The organism is Marinobacterium iners (assembly GCF_017310015.1).
GTDB classification, from domain to species: Bacteria; Pseudomonadota; Gammaproteobacteria; order Pseudomonadales; family Balneatricaceae; genus Marinobacterium; species Marinobacterium iners.
In genome coordinates this window covers 174465-195673 of record NZ_CP022297.1, presented here as the reverse complement: position 1 = coordinate 195673, position 21209 = coordinate 174465, and the positions used below count along the sequence as shown (strand labels likewise).

Below are 21209 nucleotides of genomic sequence, written 5' to 3'. Positions count from 1 at the left end.
TCGGATATCAGTATGACCGCCAAGCCCGAGATTTTGAAGTTAACCAAAGTGGCCAGCAGCCGGCTGTTTCATATTGAAAGCATGCAGCTTCGTTTCAGCAACGGTGTTGAGAGGCACTATGAGCGGCTCAGAACCGGTGGTCACGGGGCGGTGATGATCGTCGCCATCAACGAACGCGACGAAGTGCTGCTGATTCGTGAATATGCCGCAGGGTTGGAGGAGTATGTCCTGACACTACCCAAGGGATTGATCGACCCCGGTGAGGATGCACTGACAGCCGCCAATCGTGAGCTGCAGGAAGAAGCCGGCTTCGGCGCACGCGAGCTGAGCCATATACGCCAGCTCACGGCGGCACCCAACTATATGGGGCACCGGCTTGAGGTGATTCTGGCACGCGATCTGTACTCCAACAAACTGGAAGGTGATGAGCCCGAGCCACTGGAACTGGTGCCCTGGCCCATGTCACAGCTGCCGGAGCTGTTCGACCAGGCAGAGTTTTCCGAAGGCCGTGCGATCGCCGCCCTCTGCCTGGTACAGCAGCGCCTGTCTCGCGCGGGATAGGCCTTGTTTTTTTCCCCTGCGCCTCAACATACCCATTGAGGTGCAATTGGTACAGCCCGTCTGCACTTCATAATACTGCTACAAACTGTGCCATGATAAGACGCCTTTTCGGTGCTATCATCAGGGCACCCAAGAGGTTTGGCCCCTGTCTGGTCCAACCTCACCAACAACAATCGGTTTTATGCTGAACCTGTCTCAATAAACAAGGTGATTACTATGAGCTTCGAACTGCCTGCACTGCCGTATGCGAAAGATGCACTGGAACCGCACATCTCTGCCGAGACTCTGGAATACCACCACGGCAAGCACCACAACACCTACGTTGTGAAGCTGAACGGTCTGGTACCGGGAACCGAGTTTGAAGGCAAGTCTCTGGAAGAGATCATCAAGACTGCTCCGGCTGGCGGCATCTTCAACAACGCGGCTCAGGTGTGGAACCACACCTTCTACTGGCACTGCCTGTCTCCGAATGGTGGCGGCGCACCGACCGGTGATATCGCCGATGCCATCGCCGTAAAATGGGGCACTTTCGAGAAGTTCCAGGAAGCGTTCAACGACAAGGCTGTGAACAACTTCGGTTCCAGCTGGACCTGGCTGGTGAAGAACGCAGACGGCACTCTGGATATCGTTAACACCAGCAACGCCGGTACACCGATGACCGATGGACAGACCGCTCTGCTGACGGTTGACCTGTGGGAGCACGCCTACTACATCGATTACCGCAACCTGCGCCCTGAATACCTCAAGAACTTCTGGGCACTGGTTAACTGGGACTTCGTTAACGAAAACTACAACGGCTGATCAACCTTGTCGTTTTGAAAAGGCGCCTGCGGGCGCCTTTTCTGTTTATACTGTCTGCGTTTCTCGCTCGGGAAAGGACACCTGACTGATGCTCGGATCTCACAAGCTCACGGCCCTGCTGCTCTGGATACTGCTGACAGTGATGTTGCTCGGCTTGCTGGTTCAGCTTGATCTGAGCGGCCTGAGCCGTCACCAGAGTGCACTGCTTGTCAACCTTGAGCAGCGATTGAATCAGCGACTGAACAAAACCGAGCAGCTGTTGCACCACATGGCTATCCTGACCGCTCGCAGCAGTCACGACCTGAGCGGCCTGTCGCAGACGCTGGAAGAGCTTCTGCCGCTCTCACCCGTCATCCACCGCCTCCACCTGCAGCAGCTGGTCACGGAAGACGAGATTTACGCATTCGAGCGGCAAATGCGACTGAAGTACCCCGACTTTCTTCTGCACGGTCTCAGCGCCATTACACCCGCCAACACTGAAACATCAGGAGCGGTCATCTATCAGCCTGTTATCCTTGCGTTGCCGGCCGGGCAGGGCGACCTGCCACCGCTGGGCACCGACCTGAGCCTGATTCCCGCCCTCAAGACCGCCATCGCCACCGCTCGCAATCAGTCACTGATAGCCTATTCGGATGTATTCAACCAGGCGCGAGGAGAGCCACTGATCGCTGCCTTTCTGGCTGTACCACAGGATCCAACCCTGCTGCTGTCAGTCGCCCTGCGCGGCCGTGACCTGCTCGACACAGAAATGCTGCCACCGGGCAGTCGTGTCAGCCTGACCTTGCCACAGAACGGCCCCCAGACTTTGTGGCAAAGTACCACGCCTGAAGCGGTGCTGTTTTATCTGCCGCGCCAGCAGACTGTAGGCAATAAACACCTGCAGCTAAGCCTGCTACTGGAATACCCGGTACGACTGGCCGACTTCAGCTGGGGGCTGGTACTGATCACGCTCGTCCTCAATACCAGCGGCAGCCTGCTGTTTTACGCCTGGTTGCGTCAACGGCAGGCTGCCACCATCAGTTACCTTGAAACACTTGAGATCCAGCGTCTCAAGCAACACCTTCAGACCCATTCAGAAGAACTGCAGCAGCAATTGCAAGAAAACCAACAGCTCACCCATCGCATTCTGGATATTCAGGAAAGGGAGCGGCGCCACCTTGCCCAAGAGCTGCACGATGAGCTGGGCCAATGCCTTACCGCTATACGTACCGATGCACGCATGCTGCTGCAGGATCATCCTGACAGCGGTGACAGCGTTAACCATCATGCCGAAAGCATCGATGCTATCGCACGACATATTTATGATGTCACCTATGATCTGATGCGCGCACTCCGCCCAACCCTGCTGGATGACCTGGGGCTGGTGGACGCAGTACGCGAGTTAATTCGCAGTCAGCACCTTGAACGACAGGGGGTTCAGCTGGAGTTGACCCTCAAGGGCGCCCTGAACGATATGGAGGAACGGCTCAACATCAATCTCTACCGCATGATTCAGGAGGCGCTGACCAACATCCAGCGGCATGCCAGCTGTACCGAAGTCCAAATCCGGCTACAACGCTCCGATGCCGACGAACCGTCCGACCGACTGGAGCTGGAAGTCCGTGACAACGGCTGCGGATTTGACCCATCCATCATCAGCCGCAAGGGGCGTTTCGGTATGCTCGGCATGCAGGCTCGGGCCAAGGCTCTGGGAGGAGATCTGACCATCAACAGTCAACCGGGTGACGGCACCCAGCTGCGACTTAGAATCCCTCTTTCTCAAGCAGAGGTCCGAGCTGCTTCCACACCGTCTGCAGCAGGATAGGCTGAGCATCACGATTGGGATGCAAGCCATCGCGCTGCATAAGTCGCAGGTCAGTTGCCACGCTTTCAAGCAGGAAGGGTACCAGTGGCAGCCCAAACTCTTCAGCCAGCTGTGGATAGATTTGATAGAACCTTTCTGTATATTGAGGTCCATAGTTAGGGGGCAGGCGTATGCCAATGAGCAGCACCTGCGCATCCGCCGCTTGGCTTAGCTCGATCATCTGGCGCAGATTCTGTTCCAGTATGCTCAGGGGGGTACCGCGAAGGCCGTCATTGGCGCCCAATTCCAGCAGTACCAGATCCGGGCGATAGTCCTGCAGCAGCCGAGGCAGTCGACTCAGCCCGCCGCTGCTGGTTTCTCCACTTATACTGGCATTGATCACCCGCCGGTGGCTATCACGCTGTTTCAGCTCCTGCTCCAGCAGGCTGACCCAGCCATCGCTTTGAGGCATGCCATAGGCGGCCGACAGGCTATCCCCGACCACCAGCAGGGTTTTCGCCTGCAGTGGAGTGACGCAAACAAACAGCAACAGCAGACAAGAGACCAGATAACGCATGCAGCACCTCGACAGTGGTAAACCGATTATTGAGGCTCACGATGTCGCAAAAAGTTTCAATACACAAGCGGGAAAGGTAGAGCTTTTCACCGGACTCAGTCTGAGTGTTGCCCCCGGTGAAAGCCTGGCCATTATCGGCCGTTCCGGAGCAGGCAAGTCCACTTTGCTCAGCCTGTTGGCCGGTCTCGATACCCCGACCTCAGGCCATGTCATGTTTGCCGGTCAACCGCTTGACCAGTTGGACGACCCGGCTCGTGCCGATATCAGGCTGCGCCATTTGAGTTTCATTTTTCAGTCCTTTCATCTGCTGCCGGAGCTGGACGCTCTCGACAATGTTCGCTTGCCGTTGGAGATTCAGGGTGCTGCAGATGCTGAACTACAGGCTCGCCACTGGCTTCAGGAGGTTGGACTGGGTGCCCGCATGGATCATTACCCCTCGCAACTGTCAGGCGGCGAGCAACAGCGCGTGGCGATCGCTCGCGCATTTGCGACCCGCCCCAGTGTACTGTTTGCGGATGAGCCAACCGGTAACCTGGATGACGAGACCGGACACCAGATTATTGAACAGCTATTCAGTCTCAATGCCAGCCAAGGTACAACGCTGATCCTGATCACGCATGATCTGGAGCTGGCGCGGCGCTGCCGTCGACGCCTGCACCTTCATGCCGGCCGTCTGGAAGAGGTGGTAGAATGAGCCTGTTGCCCCGACTAGCCCGGCGTCAGCTGCATACCCAGCTGCGCACCACTGAATGGCGTGCTTTGTTGCTGGCAACCTGGGTTGCCATCGCTCTGACGACTCTGCTGGCGGTCCTCGGCGACCGACTGGAACGAGGCCTGCTGCGTGAGAGTGCCAGCCTGCTGGGGGCCGATCTGGTGCTGAGCAGCAGCCGTCCGATTACGCTCAAGCGGCTGGATCAGATAGACTTGTCTGATGCACGCCACACTCAGGTTATCCAGTTTCCCAGCATGGTGGGACAGGGTGACGAACTGATGCTGGTTTCAGTACGTGTACTGAAGTCACCCTATCCCCTGCGGGGTGAGCTGGTCACTGAACCTGTGCAACAGGGCGAGATTCCCGGCCCCGGCGAGGTCTGGGCCGAACCCCGAGTGATGACTCAGCTGGGGCTTGAGCTCGGCGACCAGCTGGATTTTGGCTACGCAAAACTGACGCTCACACACCGGTTATTGGCCTCACCGGATCGGGGCTCAGGCTTTCGCAGCTTCAGTCCACATATCCTGGTCAATCACGCCGACCTTGAAGCCAGCGGCGTACTGGCCGAGGGCAGCCGTGCCGACTATCGCCTGCTGATCGCCGGCAGCAGCGAGCGGATACGTCAGCTTGATCAAAAGCTGCGGCCCACCCTCGCCGACCATGAACGCCTGCATGCACTGCAGGCTGACCAGCCCATGACCGGCAACGCGCTGGGCAATGCACTGCGTTACCTCAAGCTCACGGCACTGATCGCTCTGCTGCTCTCTGCCATGACCATTGTGCTGGCCCTGCGCCGGTTCGCACTCGGCCAGCACACCCGCAGCGCCCTGCTGCTGAACTTGGGCCTCAAGCCGGGCCAGCTGGTTCAACTCTACCTCTACCAGCTGCTAATGGCCTGGGCCATAACCTCCATTCTCGGCTTTATTACCGGCTACCTGTTACAGGCCGCTGTCTATCAGTGGCTGGCCGACCTTCTGCCACAATCGCTGCCCGCTGCCGGCTGGCTGCGCTGGCTGACTGGCCCGGCGTTGGGGTTGGCACTGCTGGTACTGCTCGGCCTGCCTCCCATTCTGCAACTGGCTCGCATTCCGGTCGCCCACCTCTTGCGCGGCGATCCGCCTCCACGGGATCGCATCGCCATGCTGCTGCAGGGGAGTTCTGCCCTGTTGCTGATCATCACCCTGCTGGCATTCCTGCAGGCACCGGCAGCGGCCATCAGCCTGTTGCTGTTTCTGATGATTGGCGGTGTACTGTTCGGCTGGCTGGCTCAATGGGCGCTGATCGCCAGCGCCAAACCGCTCGCTCGACGCCTGCTGTTGGGACGTCTGTTGTTGATGCGTCTGCGCCAGCAGCGTCAGTGGCACCGGCTGCAGGCCGCCGTGGTCGTTATGTTGCTCACTCTGCTCAGCGTCATCTGGATCAGCCGCTCCGACCTGCTGCAGCAGTGGCAGGCGCAATTCCCCAGCGACACGCCCAACTATTTTGTGATCAACATTCAGCCCTGGGAAAAGGAAGCGCTGGACCAATTTCTGGATGAGCAGTCGCTTGAAACCGAGCTTTACCCGATGATTCGCGGCCGCTTCACTGAGTTGAACGGCGCACCTGTTCAACCCCAGCTCAACGAGAAGCAACAATCACACAACACCCTGCGTCGCGAGCTGAATCTGAGCTGGAGCACTGAACGCCCTGAACACAATCCGCTGCAAGCGGGTGAGTGGTGGTCGGCTGACAGCACCGAGCCGTTGATCTCCATCGAAGGGGAGATGGCACAGGAGCTGGGACTCAAGATCGGTGACCGACTCGGCTTCGACGTTGGCGGAGTGCAGATTGAGGGGCGCATCAGTAATATTCGCGAGGTAGTCTGGACCTCCTTCCGCCCCAACTTCTACATCATTTTCAGTCCGGGTGCGCTTGAGGGAGCGCCCTCAACCTGGATCACCAGCTTCCACCTGCCGCCAGAGCGACAACAGGTGTCGCGGCAGTTGCTGCAGCAGTTCCCCTCGCTGACACTGATCGACATTGATCAGCTGCTGTCTCAACTATCGCAATGGTTGAAGCGGCTGGCCGACAGCTCGGCTCTCATACTGGCGCTGAGCCTCGGCTGCGGCCTGATGCTGCTCGGCGTTACCCTGCTGCAAGCACTGGAGCAACGCCGGTTTGAGTCAGCCCTGTTACAGACACTGGGAGTGACCGCAGAGCAGGCACGCCGCCTTGATCTGCTGGAGTTTCTGTTGATTGGACTGGTGTGTGGCGTATTGGCCAGTATCAGTGCCGAAGCCGTGCTGGCCAGCCTGCACCTGTATCTTCTGCAGATCGACCCGCGCCTGCACCCCCTGCTCTGGCTCAGTTTGCCACCATTCGCTGCCCTGTTATTCGTGCTGATTGGACTGTTGATTCGACGACCACTGCGGCTGGACCAATGCTACCGATTGCTGCGCTCAGGTTAGCCGGGTGCAGCAATAACCTTACAAAAAGAGCGCTTATTACCTTTGGCTATAAAAACCCTAACCCTTGAGCTATAATCGGCGGCCCTATGCTGATCATTAATTAAACAGTTCTATTGGATAAGGGTGAAACATGGCTCATCATGATGAAAACTTTCGTGACAGCTCCGGCTACGGCTGGATTCTGATCAACCTGGTCGCACTGGCCTGGGTAACCATGCCGGTGAGCATCGTGTTGACCAAGGTGGTTCAGTGGTAAACACCGGACTGGCCGCATGAGCTCACTCAAGATTGGTGAGCTGGCGCGCCGTTCAGGCCTCAGCGTCGAAACCCTCAGGTATTACGAGCGCCGAGGCCTGATCCCGCCCCCTGAACGCCTGCCTTCGGGCTATCGCGTTTACCCGCCTGCAATCCTGCAACGGCTGGCCTTTATCCGCCGCTGCAAGGGGCTGGGCTTTACACTCGAAGAAACGCTGGACCTGTTGCAACTGCAACAGCACCCCGAACTGGAATCGGCTGCCGTCAAACAGCGGGTCGAACAACGCATTGTTGATATTCGCAGCAAGGTACGTGACTTGCAGCAGATACTGGCAGCGCTGGAAGGACTGTCCGCCCTGTGTGACGGTGAAGGCTCAGCGGCAGACTGTCCGATACTGGCCTTTCTGGAGCAGGATAGTGACCCGCCCCGGCCTTGCCCGCATGATGCAGACAAGACCAGACGCTGATATCAGCGCTTGAGGGTTTGGACCCCTTCGGGCGTCCCCATCAGAATCAGATCCGCTCCACGTTGCGCAAACAGACCGTTGGTCACCACGCCAACAATATTATTCAGCTGCACCTCCAGCGCTTTTGGATCCAGAATTTCCAGATCGTGCAGATCCAGAATCACATTTCCGTTGTCAGTCACACAGCCTTCGCGGTACACGGGCTGTCCACCCAGCGCCGCCAACTGACGGCCCACATACGAGCGCGCCATGGGGATCACTTCCACCGGCAGCGGGAATGCTCCGAGCAAGTCCACCTGCTTGGACTGGTCCACTATACAAACAAACTCCTTTGCCACGGCTGCAACTATCTTTTCTCGCGTCAGCGCACCGCCACCGCCCTTGATCAAGTTCATGTAGGGGTCAAACTCATCAGCCCCATCAATGTAGAACTCCATCTGGCTGACTGAATTAAGATCCAGCACGTCAATACCGTGCCCGCGTAGGCGCTCTGCTGTAGCTTCAGAACTGGCAACAGCCGCCGCAAAGCGGTCTTTCACCTGCGCCAGTGCGTCGATGAAACAGTTGGCTGTAGAACCAGTACCGACTCCAACTATGCTGTCATCACGCAGTCGGGGTTTAATGTAGTCAACGGCTGCCTGCGCTACCGCCAGTTTCATCTTTTCCTGTGTCATCTTTGTGCCCGTCGCTGATTCAAACTGAGTTCGGATTATAGCAACCCTGGGTTGCCCTTGTAGACGCTGGGCAGTCAAGCCGATACCATTCTCTGATCCTGTGCCCTTTCGGGCCACCTGAACCGATGCTGATACCTGTCCCTATGCCACACCGATATATCAAGAAAATTCTCGAAGCGCGTGTCTATGATGCCGCCATCGAAACACCGCTGGACGAAGCGCGCGGCCTGTCTGAACGCCTTGGCAACCGAGTGCTGCTCAAGCGTGAAGACGAACAGCCAGTCTACTCCTTCAAACTGCGCGGCGCCTATAACAAGATGGTGCAGCTCACCGACGATGAGAAGGCGCGCGGCGTGATTACCGCATCTGCCGGCAACCATGCACAAGGCGTTGCCATGGCAGCCCGACTGCTCGGTGTTAAGGCCACCATCGTGATGCCGCGCACCACACCGGATGTAAAGGTGAACAACGTGCGCCGCCTTGGTGGCAAAGCGGTACTGATCGGGGACGCCTTTGACGATGCTCGCCGCCACTCGGAAAAGCTGATGGCTGAAAAGGGGCTGGTGTATGTCCACCCCTATGACGATCCTGAGGTGATTGCGGGCCAGGGCACCATTGCCATGGAAATCCTGCGTCAGGAAAGTGGTCATATTGATGCGATCTTCGTACCGGTAGGTGGTGGTGGATTGATCGCCGGCGTTGCCGCCTACGTCAAGTATCTGCGTCCGGAAACTCGGGTCATCGGCGTTGAATCGGTCGAATCCGCCTGCCTTGCACTGGCAAAGGAGAAGGGCGAACGTGCAATTCTGGACCAGGTTGGCATTTTTGCCGATGGCGTGGCCGTTGCCCAGATAGGCGAGCACACCTGGGAAATCTGTAAGGACCACGTGGACGAAGTGATCACCGTCTCGATCGATGAGATCTGTGCCGCCATCAAGGATATTTTCGATGACACCCGTTCGGTGTGCGAGCCGGCCGGGGCTCTGGGCGTGGCCGGGTTGAAGAAGTACGTTGCCCGTGAAGGCGTCAGTGGCCAGACACTGATCGCCATCGACTCAGGTGCCAATGTTAACTTTGACCGGCTGCGGCATATCGCCGAACGCTCGGAGCTGGGCGAAAAGCGTGAGGTGATCATCGCCGCCAAAATCCCGGAACGCCCCGGCAGCTTCAAGAAGTTCTGCACCGTACTGGGCAAGCGTAACATCACTGAATTCAACTACCGCTACAGCGATGATGATCAGGCGATCGTCTTTGCCGGTGTTCAGGTACGGCCGAACAATGACGGGCGTGAAGAGCTGCTGACAGAACTGCGCGAGCATCTGGATGAGGTGGTCGATCTCACCGACGACGAGACCGCCAAGCTGCATGTACGTTACATGGTCGGCGGTCACGCCCCGCAAAGCGTGGACAATGAAGCGGTGTTCCGCTTCGAATTCCCGGAACGCCCCGGCGCCTTGATGAAATTCCTAAGCAAGCTGGGCGGACGCTGGAACATATCCATGTTCCATTATCGCAACCACGGTGCCGCCTATGGACGCGTACTGGTTGGCATGCAGGTCCCGCAGACCGAGCGCAGCCAAGTGACCCGTTTCCTCGAAGAGATCGGCTACACCTGGTACGACGAGACCGACAACCCTGCCTATCAGCTATTTCTGGGCTGAGCCCGCTCGCACCACCGGACTCGGCCCCACCGGCCGATCCGGTGTCTCCGGCGAGACATCATAGACATCACGTGTCAGCGCCTGCAGGGTGAACAGCGCCAGCGACGCCAGCCCCCAGCTCAGACCCAGCACCACACCCGCATCCACAATTCCGCGCCAGGGCTGCTCCAGCAGTCGCACCAGCAGTATCAACAGCACAATGCCGCTGCTGAGGCAGATGGTGATGATCTGCCGACGCCGCTGGGCATGAAAGAATCCCATGCAGAACAAAGGTGCCAACAGCAGTCGCAGCGGCGTGACATGGCCTTTCAGGTAGCGGATTCGCGCAGCCGTGCGGGGTGAAAAGTTCTGCTGAAAGCCACGGTAGCCCTCTGCAAATCCCATGAAGCCCAGGCACAGTACCAGCGCCACCCAGTGATACCAGTCAAAACTGTCCAGCGGCATATCCAGCGCCATGCTGCCAAGGCGCCAGACGGCGCTGCCCAGCAGCAGGCAGATGCCGGTAAAGCCCCAGAATGCTGCGATTACTCCGAGCATCTTGTCTCTCTGTCGGATTCAAAAGGAGGGGCATTATAGCCTGAACCACCCGGTGGCAGAAAACAGCAACAAACGGGCGGCTTTCCACCCATTTCATCCATGACTACGGGTGATTCTCCGCCCATCTTGCGGTTTACCAGATCGCCTGCTCATCTCCCACCCCCCCGAAAAAGGCTGTTTGCCACAGATTGGCACGGAGCCTGCTTTACAGCTGTTACACGGCGCCCGGGCTTGCATCAGCCACTGCCGGATACAACAACAAGTAAAGGTACATCCATGGCGACCTACAACACATTGCTGTTCGCGACCGACTTCTCGGAAGGCGCAGAAAAGGCCGTAGAACATGCCCGCACCCTCGCCACACTGACCGGTGCACGACTCCATCTGCTGCATGTGATCACGGAGCTGTCCGACCAGCGCCGCAAGCGCATTCCCGCTGACGTGATCGATACGTTTATTCATGAGGTCACAGAGGTGGCCAACACGGATATGGAAGCCTTCTGCCAGCGGCATTTTGCCGATGCCGAATCTCAGGGCATTCAGCTGACCCATGAGGTGATGTTCGGCAGTGGCTACACCGACATCATCGAGGCCTCCAAACAGCTGGGTGCCGACATGATCATTCTGGGTACCCACGGCAAGACCGGTATCGAAAAAATACTGGTCGGCTCTACAGCCGAGCGTGTGGTACGCCACTCCCCCATTCCCGTTTTGACCGTCAGGTCCTGAGCCTTATCAGGTCACTGGAGCACAACCGCAAGACAACAAGCAACACAACAGGAGAAATACAATAATGAATATTCTGTCCAAGAAATCACTGGTCGCCGGCTGTATCGGCGCTGTCATGGCGACCACCGCAGCATTAGCCGAAGATCGCAGCGATTGGCCCAGCAGCATTACGGTGGGTACCGCAAGCCAGGGTGGCACTTACTACATCTATGGCGCCGGCTGGGCCAATATGGTCGGTGAAGCCCTGGGTATCTCGGCCGGTGCAGAAGTGACCGGTGGTCCGGTTCAGAACGCCACTCTGGTACAGATGGGCGAGCATGCCTTTGGCATGGTCACCACCGGGCCGCTGGTAGCAGCACTGCAGGGCAAGAGCGCTCTGGCACCGGGCATGTCCCATGAAGATGTCCGCGCTGTATTCCCGATGTATCAGACCACTCTGCAGATCATTGCCCTCAAGAGCTCAAGCATCGACTCCGTGGATGACCTGGATGGCAAGACCGTGGGTGTTGGCCCTGCCGGCGGTACCGCTGACATGTACCATCCGCAGCTGTTCAAGAAACTGGGGCTGAACGTCAGCACCCGTAATGGTGGTGCGGCCGATCAGGCCGGTCAGCTGCAGGATGGCCTGATTGACGCCTTTGCCTTTGCAGCCGGCGTGCCGATCTCGGCCTTCAACCAGCTGGAAGCCCAGGCTGATGTGAACATCTTCTCCTACTCGCCGAAGAACATCGAAAAGATCGCAGCTGATTACCCTGAGCTGAGTGCCGGTACCATCCCTGCTTCTGTTTACTCTTCACTGGATGAAGATGTATCTGCGCTGTCACTGTGGAACTTTGCCATCACCCATAAGGACATGCCGGAATCGCTGGTATACGGCGTAACCAAGACCGTGATGGAAAACAACGACCGCATGCTGCAGATCCATGGTGCGGCCAAGGAAACCCTGCCGGAGAACTACAAGTACAACACCATCGTGCCCTGGCACGCCGGTGCAGTCCGCTGGTTCGAAGAGAACGGCTATGAAATCCCGGCAAACATGAAGGATTGATTCGCTCAATAGGGACGTTTGCCCGCGCTGCCGGACCACTGGCCGGCAGCGCTCAACATGGCTTAATGCAGGTCCATATAACATGACAGACAAAACTCCGGCATCCGCCGATGCCGCAGCAGACAAAATCGGCGCAGAAGGCGTAGCCGATGTTCCGCTTGGTCATAACGAGCGGGATCTGAGTGGCGCAGTTGGCAAGATCATTTTCTTCACCTGTGTGTGCTACACACTGCTGCACCTCTACGCATTGAACGTATCCCCCATCGAAACCTGGGCATTCCGCATCATCCATGTCGCAGGCGGCCTGGTGGTGGGGTTTGCACTTATCGCAGCTTTTACCCTCGACCGACAGACACAACCAGCGCCGCTGTCGCCACTGCAGTGGGCCGCCCGCGTGCCAACCAGTCTGGCTATCGTTTTGGCCGCCGCAGGCATCGCCTATGCGTGGTTCAGTCGTATGGTGCTGGGTGAACTGCCGCCCAACTGGCTGTTGCCTCAGGTTGCCTGGGCACTGGCACTCGGAACCGGGGCCGCTGTCATCAGCAGCTGGATCTGGCGTACCGGCCATAACCGGCATATTTTCTGGGCTGACCGGGTTTTGATGCTGTCGGCCATTGTTGTTGCAGCCTACCTGTTGTTTGTTCTGGGTCGCTGGCGCATGGCTGCAGGCACACCGATGGCGGGCCAAACCGAGTTTCTGGTAGCACTGGCCGGTGTCGTTCTGATCATGGAACTGACACGACGTGTCGCCGGTCTGGCCCTGATTATCATCACGGCGGTATTTCTGGCGTACGCCTTTGCCGGCCCCTGGCTGCCGGGTATTCTGGAGCACCGTGGCTACTCCATGCAGCGTTTCTTCACCTACATCTACACCGATAACGGCATTCTCGGCCCAACCACCGCGGTATCATCCACCTACATCATTCTGTTCATCACCTTCGCCGCCTTTTTGCAGGCATCGCGTGTAGGTGATTACTTCGTCAACTTTGCCTTTGCCGCGGCCGGTCGCGCCCGTGGCGGCCCGGCCAAGGTGGCAGTATTCGCATCCGGCTTGATGGGCATGATTAACGGTACCTCGGCAGGCAACGTGGTGGCCACCGGCAGTCTTACCATCCCACTGATGAAAAAGGTCGGTTACCACCCACGCAGTGCCGGTGGTATCGAAGCCGCCGCCTCCACCGGTGGCCAGATCGTCCCCCCCATCATGGGAGCAGGCGCCTTTATCATGGCGGAAGTGACCGGCATTCCCTACACCGATATCGCCATTGCCGCTTTGATCCCGGCTGCACTGTATTTCCTGTCGATCTATTTCATGGTTGACCTGGAAGCACGTCGCGAAGGGATGTCAGGCCTGTCGAAAGACCAGCTGCCAGTGTTCAGCCAGATGATCAAGCAGGTCTACCTGTTCCTGCCGATCATCATTCTGGTCTCCACGCTGTTCATGGGCTACTCGGTTATTCGGGCCGGTACACTGGCTATGGTGAGTGCCGCCGTTGTCTCCTGGCTGACCCCCTACCGCATGGGCATCCGCGCGCTGCTTGAAGCCCTGTCGCTGGGTGCGCGCATGGCGATTCCGCTGATCGCTGTTTGTGCCTGTGCCGGCATCATTGTCGGGGTCATCAGTCTGACTGGAGTGGGCGCTCGCTTCGCCTCCATGCTTTTGGGCATTGCGGATGCGAGCCACATGCTGGCGCTATTCTTCGCCATGTGCATCAGTATCCTGCTGGGCATGGGCATGCCAACCACGGCCGCCTACGCCGTCGCGGCATCCGTGGTGGCTCCGGGTCTGCAGCAGATCGGCATTCCGCCGCTGGTTGCACACTTCTTCGTGTTCTACTACGCGGTACTGTCAGCCATCACACCGCCTGTTGCACTGGCCGGATACGCGGCTGCCGCGATTTCCGGAACAGACCCGCTGAAGACTGCCGTGACCTCGTTCAAGTTCGGTCTGGCTGCGTTCATCGTGCCATTCATGTTCTTCTACAGCCCCGCATTGCTGATGCAGGGCGGCTGGGGTGAGGTCCTGCGCGTGTTCATTACCGCTTCGGCCGGCATCTATCTGCTGGCCGCCTCGATTCAGGGTTGGTTCCTGAACGGCAGTGTCAACCGTGTCCAGCGATGCATGCTGCTGGTAGCCGCTCTGGCGATGATTGCCGGTGGCCTGCTCACCGATGCTATCGGTATCGGCCTGAGTGCACTGGTACTGTTCTGGCAGCTGGCAACACGTCGCACTGCTCTGGCCAGCTAGCCCCTGGATCCGTGGTAATAGTCAAGGGCGCCCCCTGCCGGGGCGCCCTTTTTCATTTCAGGGCACAGGGCTCACAAGTAGCTGTGTTAACGGGCCTGAAGTTGATCCGGGTCTGTAGCGGTTCAGCGTTTTTTCGCTTAGGATCTGGTAATGTGAATACACAATTAGTGTCTGCCCCCTGTCACATAACAACCTCCAACCTAAGATCGGGACGGGATACAGTGAAAAAAGGTCTGTCGATACAAAACAAGGTTAACCTCTCGCTGATTGCTGTATTTCTGATTATTCTCATCAGCTCTTTGACCACCATATATCGCAGCGAAACCTTACTGGTTGACAACGTTGTTACCCGTTCGACTCTTGACTCGGCCGATTCATACTTCGACAGCATCAACATGCTGATGCTCAGTGGCGCCATGGCCAACCGTGGCACACTACAGCAAAAAATTCTTTCCAACCCAGCCATCACTGAAGCCCGCATTATTCGTGGTCAACAGATCACAGACGTGTACGGCCCCGGTACTCCAGATTCGATGCCGGTTGATGAGTATGATCAACGAGCCATGCGCGGCGAGCAGGTGATTGAAGAACTTAACGATGAGCAGGGGCACCGCCTTACCGTCGTCACGCCAATGCGTGCCCTGTCTGATTACAAGGGCACCAACTGCCTGCTGTGCCATCAAGTGGAAGAAGGTGAAGTGGTCGGCGCCGTTCGTGTGACCTATTCCTATGAAGCGCTGGACAAGCAGATCAACAGCAATCTGATCAGTGTTGCCCTGATCGAGCTGGCACTGTTCGTTGCCGGCATCATCCTGATCAGCCTGCTTCTGCGTCGTATCGTGGTCACGCCGGTGAACCGCCTGGCCGAGACCATTCATGCCATTGAGCGCGACAACGACCTGAACCAGCGCACTCCGGTCAGCTCCAGCGACGAAATTGGCGAAATGTCGGCTGCTTTCAACTCGATGCTGGAAAACATCCACGACAGCATGCAGCATGTTCGTCAAACCGTGGCACAACTGGCCGACTCAGGCAGCCGTATCAGCAAAGTCGCTACCGAATCGGCCTCGGCTGTACATCATCAGCAAATGCAAACCAGCTCAGTCGCTTCGGCCATGGAGCAGATGGAAGCCGCCACGCGCAGTGTTGCGGCCAGTGCTGAAAACACGGTGTCCGCATCCAATATGGCGCTGCAGGAAAGCAGTGACGGCGCGCGCGTTACTCAGCAGGCCATTACCGCCATTACTCGTTTGCAGCAGGATATAGACCGCGCAACCCAAGTGATCCAGAAACTGGACAGTCAAAGTCAGAATGTGGGGACGGTGTTGGAGGTGATTCAGAAAATCGCCGAGCAAACCAACCTGCTGGCCCTGAATGCGGCGATCGAAGCGGCTCGAGCCGGTGAACAGGGTCGTGGCTTTGCCGTGGTCGCGGACGAGGTACGGACACTGGCCAGCCGGACTCACAACTCTACCGAAGAGATCAATCACATCATTGCCGAACTGCAAAATGATGCCAAGGAGGCCGTGACCGTGATGCAACAGGCACTGGCAGCGGCAGGCGACGGAGTCGAGCAGGTACAGAAGACCAACTCTGCGCTGACCAATATCACGGAAGAAGTCCGCGTGATCAACGACCTTAACCATCAGGTCGCCAGTGCCGTCCGCGAGCAGAGTGAAATGGCCAGCAGTGTGGAACGCAGCATCAGCGAGATCAGCAACAGTGCAGAAGACACCGCCGAGCGTTCCGAACATCTGAACCGTGTTTCAGATGAGCTGGAACAGCTGTCAAAAGAGCTGGAGCAAATGCTCAGCCGCTTCAAGCTCTAAACCCCGCTGGTTGCCAGCCAAATCCATCAAGTTTGGCTGGCAACCGACTCTGGTGTCGATCGATTACTGCTTGTAATCACGCTTGTCGAGGCCGTACTTTTTCATCTTGTCGTACAGTGTCTTGCGTGGCAGCCCCAGGCTTTCCTGGGTGTCCTTGATCGATCCTCCGTGTCGCCCAAGTTCGGTATGGATCAACATTTTCTCAAACCGCTCCACCTGCTGCGGCAGGCTCATCTCCCCGACCGAGTCAGGGTCGCTGATCGGACGATTATCGAAATCGAAAGTACAGCCCTCTCCCAGCAGAACATAGCGTTCGGCCAGATTACGCAACTCCCTGACGTTACCGGGCCAATCATGCAGCATCAGGCTATGCATGCGCTCGGCTGACAACGATGGCATTTCACGCCCGTACTGGGAAGATGCCACCAGAGCAAAGTGCTGGAACAGCAGCGGAATATCCTCTCGCCGCTCCCGCAAGGGCGGAATATCCAGTTTGACCACGTTAAGACGGTAGTACAGATCCTCACGGAAGCGGCCTGCCGCCACCTCCTGCCTGAGGTCCACCTTGGTGGCAGCGATGACACGCAAGTCCAGCGGAATCAGCGTATTCGAACCCAGTCGTTCGATGGCACGCTCTTCCAGTACACGCAGCAGCTTGATCTGCAGCGCCATCGGCATGCTTTCAATCTCATCCAGAAACAGCGTACCGCCGCTGGCGTGCTCAAACTTGCCGATGCGACGCGTTTTGGCATCGGTAAACGCCCCTGCCTCGTGGCCGAACAACTCACTTTCAATCAGGTTTTCCGGCACGGCACCACAGTTGATGGCAACGAAATTGTGCTCACGCCGCGGTCCGTGTTCATGCAGATAGCGCGCCAGCAGGTCCTTGCCACAACCGGTTTCGGCATGAATCAGGATGTCTGCCGGCATCCCGGCAACAGAGCGGCTGGTACGACGCAAGGCGCGCAGGATGGGGGTGTTGCCAATGATACGCGGGCCCGGCACGTTCTGCGCTTCAAGTTCATCCCGCAACTGGCGGATCTCCAGTGTCAGATTGCGCTTGTCCAGTGCACGGCGCACAACATCCAGCAATAGCTCAGCTGCAAAGGGTTTTTCAATAAAATCGTAGGCCCCTTCGCGAATCGCGCTGACGGCCATGGAGATATCACCATGCCCTGTAATCAAAATGACCGGCAGGTCTGCGTCAACCTGATGGATGCGGCGCATCAGCTCCAGTCCATCGATTCCCGGCAGGTTGATATCCGTGATAACCACCCCTGGCCAGCCCTCGCTGACGCGCTCGAGTGCTGGCTCAGCGCGTTCCAGCGTCGTCACTTCATATCCGGCCAGCTCCAGCGTCTGTCCAGCCGCCACACGGATATGGTGTTCATCATCGATCAAAATAACCGGCAGAAGATCAGGCTTGTTCATTGTGAATCTCCATCCATGCCAGCCTCGGCGGGCTGGGCCAGCAGCAGTTCAAGGGTGAACATGGCACCACCTTCGGGATGATTGGCCGCAGTCAGGTGCCCACCCAGGTTTTCAATAATCCTGTGGGAGATCGATAGCCCCAGACCCAGGCCCTGACCACTTTGTTTGGTGGTGTAGAAAGGCTCAAATACCTGCTGTGGATCTTCCGCCTCAATGCCAGGACCGGTATCGTGCAGCGAAAGCCTTATCCGCTCACCCTGCTGTTCCAGACCAACCTCGATTCGTTTGTGCACACACGACTCCATTGCCTGCATGGCGTTGGCCAACAGGTTAACCAGCACCTGCTCCAGTCTGAGCGTATCGCCCAGCACATGGATCCGAGACAGCCCTGCCGGCCAAACGATTTCAACACCCTGCTGGCCCAGGCGCCCATACATGATCGACATGGCTCCATCCTTAACGGCCTGCAATGACACCGGCATCGGACGGCCACTGCTTTTGCGAGCGAACTCTTTCAACGGGTGGATGATCCTCGCCATTCGGTCGGTCAGCCCGGCTATCTCTTTCAGGTTATCCCCAACCCGATCAAACCGTTCCAGGCGCAGGAAGGCCTGAGCATTATCGGCATAATTGCGGATCGCCGTCAGTGGCTGGTTCAGCTCATGATTAATCCCGGCCGCCAGTTGGCCCAACACTGCCAGCTTGGCGGTCTGTACCAGTTCGTTCTGGGTACTCTGGTGCTGTTCCATCTCTTCCAGCAAGCGGGCGTTGGTCCGTGTCAAATCGGCCGTTCGCTCTTCAACACGAGTTTCCAGTACATCCCGTGCCGCCTGCAGGGCCTGCAGTTCACGAACTTCAAATTCACGTCGCTGCCGCACAATACGCCAGCGAGCCTGAATAAACAGCACCAGCAATAACAACGCTATACAGACAAAACCCGCCAACACAACGGCCTGCAGCACGGCCCGATCCACGGGAGTGGTGCGCGCAAAGACCGCCACGTTCAGGCCAGTATCAGGCACCGGCTTGGTCAGCAGCAGGAAATCCTCACTGCGCTGGGCAACCGGATGGGATGCCTGATCACCTGTCCTTCGCAGGGTCACCCGTTCAGCCCGCCCTCCCTCCAGCGTCTGGTGGCGAACCAGCTCCAGCGGCTCCAGTGGCTGTCCCAGATAACGCTGGCTCTGTTGAATGCGCTGCAGATCCTGTGAAGACAAACCGCCCAGTGCATGGAACTTCCACTCCGGCCGAGTCGTGATGACAATAACGCCATCTTCATCGGTCACGGCAATATCGATGATCGGATCGCTCCAGTCCTGTTCAACCTCATTCAGGTCGATCTTGACCACGATCGCACCCGCAATCCGCTCACCGATCCTGACCGGCCAGGAAAAATAATAGCCACGCTGGCGAGAGGTCGTTCCCAGCGCGAAATAGTGTCCGGCCTTGCCTGCCATGGCATCACGAAAATAGGGCCGGAAGCCGAAATTCAGCCCGACAAAGCTGTTCTCCCGGTTCCAGTTGCTCGCGGCCTGGGTGACGCCCTGCGCATCCATCAGGTAGCTGTCTGATGCCCCCAGGATACGCGTTACCTGTTCCAGATAGAGGTTCGTATGCTGAATAACATCGGGATTTTCCGGTTGGGCTAGTGCTTCCATGAAATTGGAGTGGGTTGCCAGCAGCCGTGGCAGATCCTTGTACCGATCCAGCTTCTGCTGCACACTCAGGGCATAGCGGTTCAGATCCGATTCGGCCCGACTTTGCAGTGCTTCCAGTGCTTGTCGCTGACTCAGCTGGGCCGTTTGCAGCAACACCAGTACCAGCACCAATAACCCCAGCAACAACGACAGGGGCCGGTGGCTGCTGCGCACGGCGGAATTCACCTGCCGCCCCTAGAAGGGTAGTCAGCCACCGGTTGATTACCCGCCAGCGCTTGAAAAAACAGATGCAGAATCATACTTTAGTCGCAGCTCCCGTCCCATCCTCGACCATGAGACCCAAACAGATGCTTAAGCGTACCAAAATTGTTGCCACTCTGGGCCCTGCTACTGACAAAGCCGGCGTAATTGATGACTTGATCCGTGCCGGCGTAAACACGGTACGTCTTAACTTCTCACACGGCAGCGCAGCCGATCACCGCCGCCGGGTGGATGCCGTGCGTGCGGCCAGCCGCCGCACCGGTGAGTCCGTGGCCCTGCTGGGTGACCTGCAGGGCCCAAAGATTCGCATTTCCCGCTTCAAGGAAGGGCCTATCCAGCTGGCGATCGGTGATCGCTTTACACTGGATGCCGCCATGGATGAAACCGCTGGCGACCAAAACGCTGTCAGCGTGGACTACAAGGCACTGCCGCAGGATTGCAGCGCAGGTGACATTCTGTTGCTGGACGATGGTCGCGTACAGTTAAAGGTATTGGAGATCAATGGCAGTCGCATTGAAACCGAAGTAACGGTCGGCGGCCCTCTGTCCAACAACAAGGGGATCAACCGTCAGGGCGGCGGCCTGAGTGCCGCTGCACTGACCGACAAGGACCGGCACGACATCAAGGTGGCCGCCGAGCTGGAAATGGATTATGTCGCCGTTTCCTTCCCGCGTACCGCCGAGGATCTTAACGTCGCGCGTGAACTGCTGGAAGCCGCCGGCAGCCGCGCCGAAATTATCGCCAAGGTGGAGCGCGCCGAAACCGTAGCCACACCCGAAGCGCTGGATGAGATCATCAACGCCTGCGACGGTGTCATGGTGGCGCGGGGCGATCTGGGTGTAGAGATCGGTGATGCAGAACTGATCGGTGTGCAGAAACATATCATCAAGCGTGCACGCCAGCTCAACCGCGTGGTGATCACCGCCACCCAGATGATGGAGACCATGATTCTCAACCCGATGCCGACCCGTGCCGAGGTGTTCGATGTGGCCAACGCCATTCTCGACGGTACCGATGCGGTGATGCTCTCGGCGGAAACCGCCGCCGGCAACTACCCGGTAGAAGTGGTGCAGGCGATGACCCGTATCTGCCAGGGTGCCGAAAAGCATCAGCTGTCGCGTCCGGCCCCTGTAGCACCTGATCACCTGTGTACCCGCACCGACGAGGCGATTGCCCGTGCTGCCATGTACACCGCCAACGGCGTGGAGAACATCAAGGCAATCATCTGTCTGACCGAATCCGGTTCGACCCCATTGTGGATGTCGCGCATTCGCTCCGGCATCCCAATTTTTGCCCTCACCCGCAATGACCGTACCCTGCGTCGCATGGCACTTTACCGTGGCGTAATGCCGATGTTTTTCGATGCCACCGCCGTCAGTGAAGAGCGCCTGAATGACGAAATTCTGGCCGGCCTTCAGGCTCGAGAACTGCTCGGCAGCGGCGACCGCATCATCTTGACCCGCGGCGCCCGTCTCGGCGAGCATGGCGGCACCAACTCGCTGCAGATTCTGCAGCTCCCCTGAGTCTGAA

Annotated in this window: 18 protein-coding genes; 13 read left to right on the top strand and 5 right to left on the bottom strand. The window is 57.9% G+C overall.

Annotated elements, in window-relative coordinates; translation table 11 throughout:
- Positions 1-12 precede the first annotated feature (12 nt).
- From nudE to CFI10_RS00885, 3 genes are all read left to right on the top strand, one after another.
- On the top strand, positions 13-561 hold the full coding sequence (gene nudE, locus CFI10_RS00895) for an ADP compounds hydrolase NudE (RefSeq protein ID WP_091826297.1): 549 nt from the start codon (positions 13-15) through the stop codon (positions 559-561).
- Positions 562-777: 216 nt separating this feature from the next.
- Entirely contained in the window at positions 778-1362 is a 585-nt protein-coding gene (locus CFI10_RS00890) for a Fe-Mn family superoxide dismutase (protein ID WP_091826295.1), read from the top strand.
- Positions 1363-1450: 88 nt separating this feature from the next.
- Positions 1451-3166 (top strand): sensor histidine kinase, encoded by a 1716-nt coding sequence (locus CFI10_RS00885; protein ID WP_206838101.1) that lies wholly within the window; start codon positions 1451-1453, stop codon positions 3164-3166.
- Here CFI10_RS00885 and CFI10_RS00880 read toward each other — a convergent pair.
- On the bottom strand, positions 3105-3722 hold the full coding sequence (locus tag CFI10_RS00880; protein WP_091826292.1) for an arylesterase: 618 nt from the start codon (positions 3720-3722) through the stop codon (positions 3105-3107). The two genes, CFI10_RS00885 and CFI10_RS00880, sit on opposite strands and share 62 nt — an antisense overlap.
- Here CFI10_RS00880 and CFI10_RS00875 point away from each other — a divergent pair.
- From CFI10_RS00875 to CFI10_RS00865, 4 genes are all read left to right on the top strand, one after another.
- A complete protein-coding gene (locus CFI10_RS00875) occupies positions 3721-4416 on the top strand; it encodes an ABC transporter ATP-binding protein (protein WP_206838086.1) in 696 nt (231 codons plus the stop codon). The genes CFI10_RS00880 and CFI10_RS00875 overlap by 2 nt on opposite strands.
- Positions 4413-6881, top strand: a complete 2469-nt coding sequence (locus CFI10_RS00870; protein ID WP_206838075.1) for an ABC transporter permease — start codon at positions 4413-4415, stop codon at positions 6879-6881. Before CFI10_RS00875 ends, CFI10_RS00870 begins: the two co-directional genes overlap by 4 nt.
- 130 nt (positions 6882-7011) lie before the next feature.
- Positions 7012-7137, top strand: a complete 126-nt coding sequence (locus tag CFI10_RS19310; protein ID WP_277987737.1) for a hypothetical protein — start codon at positions 7012-7014, stop codon at positions 7135-7137.
- Between the two features lie 16 nt (positions 7138-7153).
- Complete coding sequence (locus tag CFI10_RS00865) at positions 7154-7603, top strand: heavy metal-responsive transcriptional regulator (RefSeq protein WP_091826286.1); 450 nt, start codon at positions 7154-7156, stop codon at positions 7601-7603.
- Between the two features lie 2 nt (positions 7604-7605).
- On the opposite strand, the gene rpiA is transcribed toward CFI10_RS00865, so the two are convergent.
- Complete coding sequence (gene rpiA, locus CFI10_RS00860; RefSeq protein WP_091826512.1) at positions 7606-8277, bottom strand: ribose-5-phosphate isomerase RpiA; 672 nt, start codon at positions 8275-8277, stop codon at positions 7606-7608.
- Between the two features lie 143 nt (positions 8278-8420).
- On the opposite strand from rpiA, the gene ilvA reads away from it, so the two are divergent.
- Positions 8421-9938, top strand: a complete 1518-nt coding sequence (gene ilvA, locus CFI10_RS00855; protein WP_206838074.1) for a threonine ammonia-lyase, biosynthetic — start codon at positions 8421-8423, stop codon at positions 9936-9938.
- On the opposite strand, the gene CFI10_RS00850 is transcribed toward ilvA, so the two are convergent.
- Positions 9924-10475 carry a hypothetical protein gene (locus CFI10_RS00850; RefSeq protein ID WP_091826282.1) on the bottom strand — a complete coding sequence of 184 codons (552 nt, stop codon included), beginning with the start codon at positions 10473-10475 and terminating at the stop codon, positions 9924-9926. The genes ilvA and CFI10_RS00850 overlap by 15 nt on opposite strands.
- Before the next feature lie 276 nt (positions 10476-10751).
- Here CFI10_RS00850 and CFI10_RS00845 point away from each other — a divergent pair, with 276 nt between their 5' ends.
- The 4 genes from CFI10_RS00845 (at position 10752) to CFI10_RS00830 (ending at position 16329) form a co-directional block, all read left to right on the top strand.
- Entirely contained in the window at positions 10752-11204 is a 453-nt protein-coding gene (locus CFI10_RS00845) for a universal stress protein (RefSeq protein WP_091826281.1), read from the top strand.
- Positions 11205-11268: 64 nt separating this feature from the next.
- The gene (locus CFI10_RS00840; protein ID WP_206838072.1) at positions 11269-12252 is read left to right on the top strand and encodes a TAXI family TRAP transporter solute-binding subunit; all 984 of its coding nucleotides are present in this window, start codon (positions 11269-11271) and stop codon (positions 12250-12252) included.
- A gap of 82 nt (positions 12253-12334) precedes the next feature.
- Positions 12335-14500 (top strand): TRAP transporter fused permease subunit, encoded by a 2166-nt coding sequence (locus CFI10_RS00835; protein WP_091826277.1) that lies wholly within the window; start codon positions 12335-12337, stop codon positions 14498-14500.
- A gap of 221 nt (positions 14501-14721) precedes the next feature.
- Complete coding sequence (locus CFI10_RS00830; RefSeq protein ID WP_206838070.1) at positions 14722-16329, top strand: methyl-accepting chemotaxis protein; 1608 nt, start codon at positions 14722-14724, stop codon at positions 16327-16329.
- Between the two features lie 63 nt (positions 16330-16392).
- Here CFI10_RS00830 and CFI10_RS00825 read toward each other — a convergent pair whose 3' ends face one another.
- Positions 16393-17760 (bottom strand): sigma-54-dependent transcriptional regulator, encoded by a 1368-nt coding sequence (locus tag CFI10_RS00825; protein WP_206838065.1) that lies wholly within the window; start codon positions 17758-17760, stop codon positions 16393-16395.
- Positions 17757-19631, bottom strand: a complete 1875-nt coding sequence (locus CFI10_RS00820; protein WP_242530071.1) for a sensor histidine kinase — start codon at positions 19629-19631, stop codon at positions 17757-17759. The genes CFI10_RS00825 and CFI10_RS00820 overlap by 4 nt, the downstream gene beginning before the upstream one ends.
- Positions 19632-19765: 134 nt before the next feature.
- Between CFI10_RS00820 and pyk the strand changes: the two genes are divergently transcribed.
- A complete protein-coding gene (gene pyk / locus CFI10_RS00815) occupies positions 19766-21202 on the top strand; it encodes a pyruvate kinase (protein WP_091826271.1) in 1437 nt (478 codons plus the stop codon).
- The last annotated feature ends 7 nt before the right edge of the window (positions 21203-21209 follow it).

Excerpts from the sequence above, each read along its gene's own strand:
- nudE (WP_091826297.1), top strand. The coding sequence starts at position 13 with ATGACCGCCAAGCCCGAGATTTTGAAGTTAACCAAAGTGGCCAGCAGC.
- CFI10_RS00890 (WP_091826295.1), top strand. The coding sequence starts at position 778 with ATGAGCTTCGAACTGCCTGCACTGCCGTATGCGAAAGATGCACTGGAA.
- CFI10_RS00885 (WP_206838101.1), top strand. The coding sequence starts at position 1,451 with ATGCTCGGATCTCACAAGCTCACGGCCCTGCTGCTCTGGATACTGCTG.
- CFI10_RS00875 (WP_206838086.1), top strand. The coding sequence starts at position 3,721 with ATGCAGCACCTCGACAGTGGTAAACCGATTATTGAGGCTCACGATGTC.
- CFI10_RS00880 (WP_091826292.1), bottom strand. The coding sequence starts at position 3,722 with ATGCGTTATCTGGTCTCTTGTCTGCTGTTGCTGTTTGTTTGCGTCACT.
- CFI10_RS00870 (WP_206838075.1), top strand. The coding sequence starts at position 4,413 with ATGAGCCTGTTGCCCCGACTAGCCCGGCGTCAGCTGCATACCCAGCTG.
- CFI10_RS19310 (WP_277987737.1), top strand. The coding sequence starts at position 7,012 with ATGGCTCATCATGATGAAAACTTTCGTGACAGCTCCGGCTACGGCTGG.
- CFI10_RS00865 (WP_091826286.1), top strand. The coding sequence starts at position 7,154 with ATGAGCTCACTCAAGATTGGTGAGCTGGCGCGCCGTTCAGGCCTCAGC.
- rpiA (WP_091826512.1), bottom strand. The coding sequence starts at position 8,277 with ATGACACAGGAAAAGATGAAACTGGCGGTAGCGCAGGCAGCCGTTGAC.
- ilvA (WP_206838074.1), top strand. The coding sequence starts at position 8,421 with ATGCCACACCGATATATCAAGAAAATTCTCGAAGCGCGTGTCTATGAT.
- CFI10_RS00850 (WP_091826282.1), bottom strand. The coding sequence starts at position 10,475 with ATGCTCGGAGTAATCGCAGCATTCTGGGGCTTTACCGGCATCTGCCTG.
- CFI10_RS00845 (WP_091826281.1), top strand. The coding sequence starts at position 10,752 with ATGGCGACCTACAACACATTGCTGTTCGCGACCGACTTCTCGGAAGGC.
- CFI10_RS00840 (WP_206838072.1), top strand. The coding sequence starts at position 11,269 with ATGAATATTCTGTCCAAGAAATCACTGGTCGCCGGCTGTATCGGCGCT.
- CFI10_RS00835 (WP_091826277.1), top strand. The coding sequence starts at position 12,335 with ATGACAGACAAAACTCCGGCATCCGCCGATGCCGCAGCAGACAAAATC.
- CFI10_RS00825 (WP_206838065.1), bottom strand. The coding sequence starts at position 17,760 with ATGAACAAGCCTGATCTTCTGCCGGTTATTTTGATCGATGATGAACAC.
- pyk (WP_091826271.1), top strand. The coding sequence starts at position 19,766 with ATGCTTAAGCGTACCAAAATTGTTGCCACTCTGGGCCCTGCTACTGAC.